Source organism: Bradyrhizobium sp. USDA 4011 (assembly GCF_054063415.1).
This window is the reverse complement of sequence record NZ_JBSSGG010000001.1, coordinates 36,807-50,243: the sequence shown is the minus strand read 5'-3', so window position 1 is coordinate 50,243 and position 13,437 is coordinate 36,807. Positions and strand designations below refer to the sequence as shown.

3 protein-coding genes are annotated in these 13,437 nt (G+C 63.7%); 2 read left to right on the top strand and 1 reads right to left on the bottom strand.

From position 1 onward, the window contains the following. Positions 1-120: 120 nt before the first annotated feature. Positions 121-633, bottom strand: a complete 513-nt coding sequence (locus ACVW1C_RS00190; RefSeq protein WP_456756645.1) for a hypothetical protein — start codon at positions 631-633, stop codon at positions 121-123. 184 nt (positions 634-817) lie between these two features. On the opposite strand from ACVW1C_RS00190, the gene ACVW1C_RS00185 reads away from it, so the two are divergent. Continuing rightward, on the top strand, positions 818-6,823 hold the full coding sequence (locus ACVW1C_RS00185) for a hypothetical protein (RefSeq protein WP_456756644.1): 6,006 nt from the start codon (positions 818-820) through the stop codon (positions 6,821-6,823). Positions 6,824-7,484: 661 nt separating this feature from the next. Continuing rightward, a complete protein-coding gene (locus ACVW1C_RS00180; protein ID WP_456756643.1) occupies positions 7,485-13,403 on the top strand; it encodes an AIDA repeat-containing protein in 5,919 nt (1,972 codons plus the stop codon). The last annotated feature ends 34 nt before the right edge of the window (positions 13,404-13,437 follow it).

The following is a 13,437-nucleotide window of genomic DNA, read 5'->3' as shown; positions in this document are numbered from 1 at the left end:
ACAACTCAAACGACTGCAACAACAGCCGAGGCGCCTGCGGCAGCGCAGTCGCGTCCAACACCCGCGGTGAAAGCGGCCCCGAACAGATCATTGGATTTCTTAGGGCTGCCACCGCGATCGTCAGAGCAGACTTCGCCCGAGGCAAGCTGGTGCGGCGCTGGGATGCTGTTCATCGTTGTATGTTGTTTTGTTCCTGCGATTCCGGAGCAGCCCCGAAGGGGTACTCGCCAAGGTTTCGTTGACGAGGTTGTCAATCTCGCCTAGTTTTTTCTCACATTTCGAGCAGTTGCTTTGTATTTCAGTACGGGGGTTTTTCGTGAATGCGATTAGCGTCGCGCCGGCGATTGCGCTGAAGCGCCCGGCGGACCATTTGCCGGAACATCCCAATGTCATCGTTGAGCGTTCGACTGACGCCGCGCCAGTCGTGGTGACTTTTTCATTGGTCTGTCGAGCGGCCTGTCGTGGCTTGCACGGGCGTCGGGAACGCCGGTCATCATGATCAGTGGGCTCACCCATCCCACCAACGCATTTGTAACGCCTTACCGCATTGTCAATTTTCACGCGTGCAACGGTCGCTGGAACGATGCGCGGATGCGTTTCGACCAGAAGGATTTCCTGTGGCGTCCACGGCATGCGAATTCACCGCGGCAATTTGATGCACGCGGCGGATTACGGCCGATCACGTCAAGCAGGTTATTCAGCGCATACCGGAATTTCCGGTCGGTGCCAGAGCATAGTGCGTAAAGGATATCGACGCCGACGGGCATCGATGCCCGAAACCGGCAAATGAATTTTATTCTGGCCTAGAGGCAGAGCCATGCAGACGATTTCCAGCGGCGTGACCGTTACTGTATCTTCTGGCACTGAATCCGGCGATACAGTCCTGACTGGCGGCACGCTGATCATCGAGTCCGGCGGCAGCGCCACTGGAACGACTGTGTCGGGTGGCGACGAGGTGATTTCGAGCGGTGGTGTCGACAGCGGCGCCACAATTCTGTCCGGCGGCAGCCAGAATATCTCCAGCGGCGGTCTCGGCGTCTCGGGCACGGTGTATGCAGGCGGCGCGATCAACGTTTCCTCGGGCGGAGAGGCGTCGTTCATTACCGTGTCGTCGGGCGGCACGCTGAACGTTGCCGGAACGGTGACAAGCCACGTTGAGGTCTATTCGAGCGGCCTTGTAGTGATCGCTTCCGGCGGCATCGAAACGGGCGCCCCCGGCAGCGACGAGACGATTGTGTCGGGTGGCACGGTCAGCGTGACTTCGGGCGGCCAGTTGTCCTACTTCACGGTCAGGAGTGGCGGCGTTGTCACGGTCGACTATGGCGCGACGATCCACGACTTCGGCGTCAGCGGTGGCGGCGTCCTCAATCTCGCAGGTTCCCAGACCAGCAACTCGGAGGTCTTCGCCGGAGGCACCGAGAATGTCCTTTCGGGAGGCAGCGCACAGAACTTCGATGTGTCGGGGGGCACGCTGAACGTGCTTTCTGGCGGCAATGTGCAGGACTTTACGGTGTCGGGAGGCTCGCTCAATGTCCTCTCCGGAGGCCTGTCCGAGTTCTTCACCTTGTCGTCAGGCGCCTCGGCCAGCGTCGCAACCGGCGCCGCCGTTCACGATCTTACTGTATCGAACGGAGCAACGCTCAGCCTCCTGGGTACGGCGACGAGCTACGTGTTCATTGCGGACGGCGCCACCTTGAACGTCTCTGCCGGCGGTGCAATCAACGGATCATTGGATCCATCCGCCCTGCCAACGGTCACCGTCGTCGGCACAGTGAATGCGTCCGCGGGTGCCTCCGTCAGCTACGTTGCCGTCAACAGCAACGGCGCCCTGAACTTGCAGGCCGGCGCATCCGCGCATGACATCGATGTGAGGGCCGGGGGCCAATTCAATCTCGCGGGAAGCACGACCAGCAACATCAACATCTACCAGGGCGGCCTGGAAACCGTTTCGTCCGGAGGCGCTGCGAGCGGCGTCAATGTCTTCGGCAGCGGTGAGCTCGACGTCCTTGCCGGCGGATCGGCAAACGCCACGATGGTCGATGGTGGCCTGCTGAAGCTGTTCTCAGGCGGGTCCCTCAGTGGCGTTTCGGTCACCAATTTCGGCGCTGTGGAACTGGTCAGCGGAGCGTCCGTTTCGCAGCTTTCCAACACCACTTTCGGTGCCGGCACCTACCTTGAGGTGGGGCCTGGCGCTGTCGTAAGCGGCTACTCGGTGGGTAGTGGCCCGATCCTCGACGTTCTGTCGGGCGGCTCAACCTCCGCCATCACCGTCACCGCGAACGGGACGGAGAACGTGTTCGCGGGCGGCACGGCCCTCGGCACCTTCATTGGCAATGGCGGCTTCATGGAAATCGGCATTCCGTCGTTGCAGGGATCGGGTGGTTCGGCGGGCGGAACCGCGAGCAATACGACCGTGGTGGGCGGTCAGCTGGATGTGAACTCCGGCGGCCTCGCGGTGTCCACCATGATTGCCGACAACGGCGGCGCGAAAGTCACCTCGGGCGGTGCAGTATCCGGAACGACGATCTCGAACTCCGGCGGCATGACCGTGCTGAGCGGCGGCACGGCGGCCGGCACGACGGTGCTGGGCGGCGGCTACTTCCAGCTCGGCGAAGGACCGCTCAGCGGTAGTCCCGGTTCGGCTGGTGGCAGCGCGACGGGCACCGTCCTGTCTGGCGGATTCGAGGCCGTCTTCAGTGGTGGAGTCGATTCCGGCGCCACGATTCTGTCGGGTGGCAATCAGACGATTTCCTCTGGTGGCGTCACCACTGGCGTCATGGTTACAAGCGGCGGTGTGTTGAATGTGTCGGCCGGTGGTTCGGCTGCGGCGGAAGTGGCAAGCGGAGGTGTTGAGAATGTTTTGTCTGGCGGCCTGACGTTCAACACCGCGGTCTCCAGCGGCGGCGCCTTGAATGTGTCCGCCGGCGCGACGGCGCACGACGTCACCCTGTCGGGTGGCACGCTCAATGTGCAGGGCAGGATCACCAGCAATGTCACCATTCAGAGTGGCGGCCACGAAATCGTTTCTGCAGGTGGCTCCGTCACCGGCGTTACCGGTTCGGGGACCGCAATTTCCGGGCTGGTCGACGTTCTCTCCGGAGCGTCTTTCGAATATGCGACAGTCTTCAATGGCGGTGACCTGAATGTCTCGTCCGGCGCGACGGCGGACCATATCTCCGTCTCGAGCGGCGGCATCTTCAACGTTGGCGGCACGGTTCTGAGCAATGTCTCGGTGTTTGCCGGCGGCATCGAGAACGTATTCTCCGGAGGTGTGGTCACCGGCGTGACCGGCTCCGGAACCGGGATTTCGGGCGGCAGGGTCAACGTGTCGTCGGGAGGCGCAATAGACCACACGACCGTCATCAGCGGTGGCGTGCTGAACATTGCGTCTGGAGCTGCGGCGCACGACATCGCGGTGTCGAGCGGTGGCGCGCTCAACGTTGCCGGCGCGGTGACGAGCAACGTCGCGGTCTTTGCCGGAGGCAATGAGATCGTGTCCTCTGGCGGCTCTACGGGGCCGGTCACGATCTCCGGCGGCGTGGTCGAACTGCAGGCCGGCAGCGTCGCGAACGGCGGCATCACCTTCAGCGGTTCCGGCGGTCAGCTGAAGATCGATGGCAACTCCCTGGCCGGCACGACCATCAGCAGTCTGGTGCTGGGCGACAGCATCGATCTGGCAGGCCTCAATTTCGTATCGGGTGGGTCGGCGACCTTGCAGGCCGGCAACATCCTGCATGTCACCGAGGGAGCATCCTCCTTCGATCTGCAGCTTGATGCGATACCCGGCGTGCGGTTCAGCGTCGGCGCGGATTCCGGCACCGGAACGCTGGTCACGACGCGTGCCGATATCGCGCCGGTCACGTCAGCGTCCAACATCCACGCGGGCTCTGGCCAGACCTCCGTGCTGGCTTCCAGCCTCTTTACGGTGTCGGACGCCGATGGCGATCCGATCACCACCTACGCGTTCTGGGACACCCAAGGTCACGGACACTGGGTCGTCAACGGCGTCGTCCAGGCCACCAATGCCGAGATCGATGTTGCGGCGGCGAACCTGTCGCAGGTGAGCTACGTCTTCGGTCCAAGCGGATCGACTGATACCCTTCTCGTTCGAGCCAATGACGGCACGGTTTGGGGCGGCTGGACTCAATTTACGGCCAAGGCATTTGGCGACACCGCGCCGACCGTGAACGCAGCCAACGTGACTGCGGCGCACGGTCAGACGTCGATTGCTGCATCGAGCCTGTTCACGGTGAGCGATCCGGACGGCGACACGATGACCCAGTACGCGTTCTGGGACACCCAAGGTAACGGACACTTTGTCGTCAACGGCGTCGTCCAGGCCACCAATGCCGAGATCGATGTCTCGGCGGCGAACCTGTCGCAGGTGAGCTACGTGTTCGGTCCCGGCGGTTCGACGCCCGATACGCTCTGGGTGAAGGCCAATGACGGCAGCATGTGGAGCGCCTGGAAGAGCTTCACGGCAACACCGGGCCCCGACACGGCCCCGGTCGTGACGGCGCCGAACGTGACCGCGGTTCACGGTGAGGCGTCGGCGCTCGCCTCGAGCCTGTTCACGGTGAGCGATCCGGACGGCGACACGATGACCCAGTACGCGTTCTGGGACACCCAAGGTAACGGACACTTTGTCGTCAACGGCGTCGTCCAGGCCACCAATGCCGAGATCGATGTGTCGGCGGCGAACCTGTCGCAGGTGAGCTACGTGTTCGGCCCCGGCGGTTCGACGCCCGATACGCTCTGGGTGAAGGCCAATGACGGCAGCATGTGGAGCACCTGGACCGCATTCACGGCAACACCGGGCCCCGACACGGCCCCGGTCGTGACGGCGCCGAACGTGACCGCGGTTCACGGTGAGACGTCGGCGCTCGCCTCGAGCCTGTTCTCGGTGACGGACGCCGAGCACGATACGATCACCCAGTACGCGTTCTGGGACACCCAAGGTAACGGACACTTTGTCGTCAACGGCGTCGTCCAGGCCACCAACGCCGAGATCGACGTCTCGGCGGCGAACCTATCGCAGGTGAGCTACGTGTTCGGCCCCGGCGGTTCGACGCCCGATACGCTCTGGGTGAAGGCCAATGACGGCAGCATGTGGAGCGCCTGGAAGAGCTTCACGGCAACACCGGGCCCCGACACGGCCCCGGTCGTGACGGCGCCGAACGTGACCGCGGTTCACGGTGAGACGTCGGCGCTCGCCTCGAGCCTGTTCTCGGTGACGGACGCCGAGCACGATACGATCACCCAGTACGCGTTCTGGGACACCCAAGGTAACGGACACTTTGTCGTCAACGGCGTCGTCCAGGCCACCAATGCCGAGATCGATGTCTCGGCGGCGAACCTGTCGCAGGTGAGCTACGTGTTCGGCCCCGGCGGTTCGACGCCCGATACGCTCTGGGTGAAGGCCAATGACGGCAGCATGTGGAGCGCCTGGAAGAGCTTCACGGCAACACCGGGCCCCGACACGGCCCCGGTCGTGACGGCGCCGAACGTGACCGCGGTTCACGGTGAGACGTCGGCGCTCGCCTCGAGCCTGTTCTCGGTGACGGACGCCGAGAACGATACGATCACCCAGTACGCGTTCTGGGACACCCAAGGTAACGGACACTTTGTCGTCAACGGCGTCGTCCAGGCCACCAACGCCGAGATCGACGTCTCGGCGGCGAACCTATCGCAGGTCAGCTACGTGTTCGGCCCCGGCGGTTCGGCATCCGATACGCTCTGGGTGAAGGCTAATGACGGCAGCATGTGGAGCGCCTGGAAGAGCTTCACGGCAACACCGGGCCCCGACACGGCTCCGGTCGTGACGGCATCGAACGTCAGTGGCATTCATGACCATTCGGTGGCGGCGTCGACCCTGTTCTCGACCACCGATGCCGAGCACGACACGATCACCCAGTACGCGTTCTGGGACACCGGCGGCAATGGCCACTTTGTGGTGAATGGTGCCATCCAGGCCGCCAACGTCGAGATCGATGTTGCGGCGGCGAACCTCTCGCAGGTCAGCTACGTGTTCGGCCCCGGCGGTTCGGCATCCGATACGCTCTGGGTGAAAGCCAACGACGGCAGCGAATGGAGCAGTTGGAAGTCGTTCACGGCCACCGCAACCAACCAGGCACCGACGGTCTCGGTCGCCAACGTCGTGACGGTCTCGGGGCAGACCTTTGCTGCCGCGAACCTCGTCACTGCGACGGACGCCGACGGCGATGCCATCACGAAATATGCGCTGTGGGATTCCAACACCAACGGGCATTGGAGCGTTAACGGAGCTGCGCAGGCCGTGAATACCGAGATCGACATCACTGCGGCGCAACTTTCCCAGACCACCTATCAGGCCGGCTCGGGGACCGACCAACTCTGGATCCGTGCGTATGACGGCATTGCGTGGGGAGCCTGGCAGTCGTTCAACGCGACGGGCGAGAGCTCCACCAATGCCACCATCGCAGCGGGCGCGACCCTGGAATTGCCGGCGGCCTCAAACGCCGCCGTGATGTTCCAGGGCTCGGCGGGGACGCTGAAGCTCGACAATTCCGCGAGCTTTAGCGGAACCGTCGCCGGGATGACCGGTTCGGACGCGATCGATTTCGCGAATATCAGTTTCGCGAACGTTCACACGCCGACCTTTAGCGGAGACTCATCGCACGGAACGCTCACGGTGACGGACGGCACCGTCACGGCGAGCATTGCCCTGCTCGGCAACTACATGGCCTCGACCTTCACGACCTCGAGCGATGGCCATGGCGGTACCCTGGTTGTCGATCCGCCGGCGATGCAGGTCAGCCAGCTGGCGCAGCCACAGCATGCGTGAGGCTTGAAGATGAGGCATGCGGAGCCGCCGAGATAAGGTGGCTTCGCCTGCCGGCGATGCCGCGCAGTGACGGCAGCGACTGACAAGCGGCATAGAGCTTGTTACGACGCCGCGCGTTCCGGCCGCGACGCTCGTCCGTCGTCCATTACGTGCGGATCTACCGCGATCGATTCGTCGGCTGTGCCTGGGCTTGGTGCTGAGGAGCGTGAACCCACACCGTGATGCATCACGGTGCGGATGAATCATTTCACTCCAGAAACATTTGCTCTGGCCTGAAGGGACAGGCCCAGCTCACCGAGAGCGAGTCGACATGTGAGGCGGGGCGCGCCGATTCCAGAATGTGAACAACAGGCGAGGAACATTGGACATTTGCCACCCTGACCTTGACGGCCCTTGCGCGAATTGTAAGCTGATCGCGTTTTTAGTTCAGATCGGCGATTTGTAATTTTGGATGACGTAGCAACTTGAATCTGGTTCGCGTCCCGCCAGCATTTCAACTGCTCTCCAAAACTCGGTTATCAAGACCCCGCGCCAAGTGAGTTGGTGAGGGCTAGCGGGCGTTTGCTTCAACTGTCGGGCGATCGGCCGGACTCGGCCGCGGGCGCGAGTTGCCGGACAGGTTTATTGGATTTCGAGATCAGTTTTTTCGGGGGAGGGGTTGATGGGTGTGAACGTTGGCAGCGGCAGCAGCGTGTCTGTGTCCGACACGCAAAGCGGCAATACGGTCCAGGACGGCGGCACGCTTTACGTACTGAACGGCGGGTACATCAGCAGCACCCTCGATGTTGGCACCGTCGTTGTTTCCTCCGGCGGCACCGATTTCGGCGACACCGTATCCTACGATTCGAATGGTGCCGCGCAGTTGTACGTTCTCGGCACCTTGATCAGCGCCGTGATCGACGGCGGCAACGCCATCCTCGGCTTCAGTTATGCCCCTTCATACACGACCGGAGTTGGAACCGCGATCGACACCACGATCAGTGGCGGCCGACTGACAATCGACAGTGGTTCAACCGCAAGCAACACCACGGTCGACAGCGGCGGCAGGCTAGACCTGTTCGGCGGCACGGCCAGCAACACCACCGTCAATGGTGGAGGCGTGGACATCTATGGCGGCACCGCCATCGGCACGACGATCAAGAACGGGGGGCTCGAGTACGTCACAAACGACTACAATAACAACCCTGGCGCCTACGGCAGCGCAGTCGCATCCAACACCACTGTGATGGGAAGCGGTTCCGAACAGATCGTTGGATTTCTTGGGGCCGCGACGGCGGTCAACACCGTCGTCGACGGCGGTACGCAGTACCTCGGCTATACCGCCTTCGGAAGCGCCGGTTCTGGTTTCGCAAGCAATACCACCATCACCAACGGTGGAATTCAGTATGTTGCGCCATACGGCCTCGCTAATGCGGGCGGCACAGCCGTCAACACGACGGTCACCGGCAGCGGCAGTATCCAATATGTCGGCAGTGGCCAATACAGCGGAAGCGCAACGGCGATCTCCACGACGCTGATCGCGGGCGGTGAACAGATCGTGTGGGGCGGCGGCCCGTACAGCCCCATTGCCAGCAGCACGGTGATCGGTTCCGGCGGTGCCGAGATCGTTTCATCCGGCGGCATCGCCAGGACCACGGTGATCAGCGCCGGCGGCACCGAGACCGTGATGGCGGGCGGCATCGCCAGCAGCACAGTGATCAGCTCCGGTGGCACCGAAGTCGTTTCGTCCGGCGGCACCGCAAGCGGCATCGTCCTCGATAGCGGCGGGACCCTGATTCTCATTGCTGGCGCCAATGTCACGAACGTGACCAGCAACGGCGGCACGATCGTTCACCAAACCGCCCCTGTGACTGTAAGCAGCGGATCGTCCTACACCGTATCGAGCGGCCAAACCGACACCGGCGATACCGTGCTCAATGGCGGTTCGATGTTCGTTGCCTCCGGCGGGTCGGCCATCAGCACCGCCGTCAGCAGCGGCGGGCTTCTGACTGTCAACAACGGCGGCAGCGACACAGGCACGACTGTCTCTTCCGGCGGCACCGAAGTGGTTGCCGGCAGCGATGCGAATGCCGTCGTTGCAAGCGGCGCGACGATGTTTGTCAGCAGCGGCGGCACAGCCAGCGGAACGCTCGTATCCGGGGGAACGCTCGACGTGCTGGCTGGCGGATTTGCCACCGGGACGACGGTCTCGGCGGGCGGCACGCTGAATGTCACGGGGACCACATCCAACACGGTCTTGGTGTTGAGCGGTGGCATCGAGAACGTCTCGTCCGGCGGCGTCATCCAGGGCACCGTCAGCGGCACGGCCGGCACGGGAACATTCGTCGCAGCCGGAGCAACGCTCAACGTTCTGGCCGGAGGCTCGGCCAGCATGATCAACGTGTCCGGCACGCTCAACGTGCGGGGCAAGATCACCAGCAATGTCACCATTCAGAGTGGCGGCCACGAAATCGTCTCTGCGGGTGGCTCCGTCACCGGTGTCACTGGTTCGGGTACCGCAATTTCCGGCGTGGTCGACGTTCTCTCCGGAGCTTCGTTCGAATATGCGACCGTCTTCAGTGGCGGTGACCTGAATGTCTCGTCGGGCGCGACGGCGGACCATATCTCCGTCTCGAGCGGCGGCATCTTCAACGTTGGCGGCACCGTTCTGAGCAATGTCGCGGTCTTTGCCGGCGGCATCGAGAACGTGTTCTCTGGAGGTGTGGTTACCGGCGTGACCAGCTCCGGAACCGGGATTTCGGGCGGCACGGTAAACGTGTCATCGGGTGGCGCGATAGACCACACGACCGTCAGCAGTGGCGGCATGTTGAATGTCCTGTCCGGGGCGATGGCCCATCATGTTGCCGTCTCCAGCGGCGGCACGTTCAAAGTGGCTGGCGCAGTGACCGGCAACGTGACGGTGTTTGCCGGCGGCACGGAAGTCGTTTCCTCCGGCGGGTCGACGGGTCCGGTGACGATTTCGGGCGGCGCGGTCGAGTTGCAGGCCGGCAGCGTCGCGAGCGGGGGCATCACCTTCAGCGGGTCCGGCGGTCAGCTCAAGGTCGACGGCACGTCGATGCCGACGACGACCATCAGCGGGCTGGTTCTCGGCGACAGCATCGATCTGGCCGGGGTGACGTTCTCCTCCGGCGGGTCGGTGACCTTGCTCCCGGGCAATATCCTGCAAGTCACGGAAGGCGCTTCCTCCTATGACCTGCAGCTTGATCAGACGCCTGGCGTGCGGTTCAGCGTCAGCACGGATTCAGGCATCGGCACGCTGGTCACGACGCGTGCCGATATCAGTCCGGTCACGTCAGCGCCCAATGTACAGGCAACCGTGGGCGAGAGTTCGGTGGCGGCTTCCAGCCTTTTCACTGTGTCGGACGCCGATGGCGATCCCATCACCCAATACGCGTTCTGGGACACGCAAGGTAACGGACATTGGGTCGTCAACGGCGTCGCGCAGGCCACCAACGCCGAGATCGATGTTGCGGCGGCGAACCTGTCGCAGGTGAGCTATGTCTTCGGTCCAAGCGGTTCGAGCGATACCCTTTACGTTCGCGCCAATGACGGCACGGTTTGGGGCGGCTGGACCCAGTTTACGGCAACCGGATTTGTCGACACCGCGCCAACCGTGAACGCCGCCAACGTCACTGCGGCGCACGGCCAGACGTCGATTGCCGCATCCAGCCTGTTCACGGTGAGCGATCCGGATCACGACGCGATCACCGAATACGCCCTGTGGGACACCGGGGGCAGTGGCCATTGGGCGTTGAACGGCGTGGCTCTGCCCGCCAACACCGAGATCGATATTACCGCGGCGCAGTTGTCGCAGCTGAGCTACGTGTTCGGGCCGCCAGGGTCAGCCCCCGATACGCTGTTCATCAAGGCGAACGACGGAACGTTGTGGGGAGCCTGGAAGTCATTCACGGCGGGACCGGGGGTCGATACCGCTCCGGTCGTTTCGGCCACGAACGTGACGGCCGCCCATGGGCAGACGTCGGCTCTTGCGTCGAGCCTGTTCTCGACCACGGATGCCGAGAGCGATCCGATCACCCAGTACGCGTTCTGGGACACCGGCGGCAACGGTCACTGGGTGGTGAATGGCGTCGCCCAGGCCGCCAACGCCGAGATCGATGTTGCCGCGGCGAACCTGTCGCAGGTGAGCTACGTGTTCGGGCCCGGCGGCTCGATGCCCGATACGCTCTACGTGCGGGCCAACGACGGCAGCCTGTGGGGAGCCTGGAAGTCGTTCACGGCAGCACCGGGGGTCGATACCGCTCCGGTCGTGACGGCCGCGAACGTGACGGCCACCCATGGGCAGACTTCGGCGCTCGCCTCGAGCCTGTTCTCGACCACGGATGCCGAGAGCGATCCGATCACCCAGTACGCGTTCTGGGACACCGGCGGCAACGGCCATTGGGTGGTGAATGGCGTCGCCCAGGCCGCCAACGTCGAGATCGATGTGTCCGCGGCGAACCTGTCGCAGGTCAGCTACGTGTTCGGGCCCGGCGGCTCGATGCCCGATACGCTTTACGTGCGGGCGAACGACGGATCGAAGTGGAGCACCTGGACCGCATTCACGGCAACACCGGGTCCCGACACGGCTCCGGTCGTGACGGCATCGAACGTGGCCGCGGTTCATGGTGAGACGTCGGCGCTCGCCTCGAGCCTGTTCTCGACCACGGATGCCGAGAGCGATCCGATCACCCAGTATGCGTTCTGGGACACCGGCGGAAGTGGCCACTGGGTGGTGAATGGTGTCGCCCAGGCCGCCAACACCGAGATCGATGTTGCCGCGGCGAACCTGTCGCAGGTCAGCTACGTGTTCGGCCCCGGCGGCTCGACGCCCGATACGCTCTACGTGCGGGCGAACGACGGATCGAAGTGGAGCACCTGGACCGCATTCACGGCAACACCGGGTCCCGACACGGCTCCGGTCGTGACGGCCGCGAACGTGACCGCGGTTCATGGTGAGACGTCGGCGCTCGCCTCGAGCCTGTTCTCGACCACGGATGCCGAGAGCGATCCGATCACCCAGTATGCATTCTGGGACACCGGCGGCAACGGTCACTGGGTGGTGAATGGTGTTGCCCAGGCAGCCAACGTCGAGATCGATGTTGCCGCGGCGAACCTGTCGCAGGTCAGCTACGTGTTCGGCCCCGGCGGCTCGACGCCTGATACGCTCTGGGTGAAGGCCAATGACGGCAGCATGTGGAGCGCCTGGAAGAGCTTCACGGCAACACCGGGCCCCGACACGGCTCCGGTCGTGACGGCGCCGAACGTGGCCGCGGTTCACGGTGAGATGTCGGCGCTCGCCTCGAGCCTGTTCTCGACCTCGGATGCCGAGAGCGATCCGATCACCCAGTACGCGTTCTGGGACACCGGCGGCAACGGTCACTGGGTGGTGAATGGCGTCGCCCAGGCGGCCAACGTCGAGATCGATGTTGCCGCGGCGAACCTGTCGCAGGTCAGCTACGTGTTCGGTCCCGGCGGCTCGACGCCCGATACGCTCTACGTGCGGGCCAACGACGGATCGAAGTGGAGCACCTGGACCGCATTCACCGCAACACCGGGTCCCGACACGGCTCCGGTCGTCACCGCATCGAACGTCAGTGGCATTCATGACCATTCGGTGGCGGCCTCGACCCTGTTCTCGACCTCGGATGCCGAGAGCGATCCGATCACCCAGTACGCGTTCTGGGACACCGGCGGCAATGGCCACTTTGTGGTGAATGGTGCCATCCAGGCCGCCAACGTCGAGATCGATGTTGCCGCGGCGAACCTCTCGCAGGTCAGCTACGTGTTCGGCCCCGGCGGTTCGACATCAGATACGCTCTGGGTGAAAGCCAACGACGGCAGCGAATGGAGCAGTTGGAAGTCGTTCACGGCCACCGCAACCAACCAGGCACCGACGGTCTCGGTCGCCAACGTCGTGACGGTCTCGGGGCAGACCTTTGCTGCTGCGAACCTCGTCACTGCGACGGACGCCGACGGCGATGCCATCACGAAATATGCGCTGTGGGATTCCAACAGCAACGGGCATTGGAGCGTTAACGGAGCTGCGCAGGCCGCGAATACCGAGATCGACATCACGGCGGCGCAACTTTCCCAGACCACCTATCAGGCCGGCTCGGGGACCGACCAACTCTGGATCCGTGCGTATGACGGCATCGCGTGGGGAGCCTGGCAGTCGTTCAACGCGACGGGCGAGAGCTCCACCAATGCCACCATCGCAGCGGGCGCGACCCTGGAATTGCCGGCGGCCTCAAACGCCGCCGTGATGTTCCAGGGCTCGGCGGGGACGCTGAAGCTCGACAATTCCGCGAGCTTTAGCGGAACCGTCGCCGGGATGACCGGTTCGGACGCGATCGATTTCGCGAACATCAATTTCGCGAACGTCCACACGCCGACCTTCAGCGGAGACTCATCGCACGGAACGCTCACGGTGACGGACGGCACCGTCACGGCGAGTATTGCCCTGCTCGGCAACTACATGGCCTCGACCTTCACGACCTCGAGCGATGGCCATGGCGGTACCCTGGTTGTCGATCCGCCGGCGATGCAGGTCAGCCAGCTGGCGCAGCCACAGCATGCGTGAGGCTTGAAGATGAGGCATGCGGAGCCGCCGAGAT

Excerpts from the sequence above, each read along its gene's own strand:
- ACVW1C_RS00190 (WP_456756645.1), bottom strand. The coding sequence starts at position 633 with ATGCCGTGGACGCCACAGGAAATCCTTCTGGTCGAAACGCATCCGCGC.
- ACVW1C_RS00185 (WP_456756644.1), top strand. The coding sequence starts at position 818 with ATGCAGACGATTTCCAGCGGCGTGACCGTTACTGTATCTTCTGGCACT.
- ACVW1C_RS00180 (WP_456756643.1), top strand. The coding sequence starts at position 7,485 with ATGGGTGTGAACGTTGGCAGCGGCAGCAGCGTGTCTGTGTCCGACACG.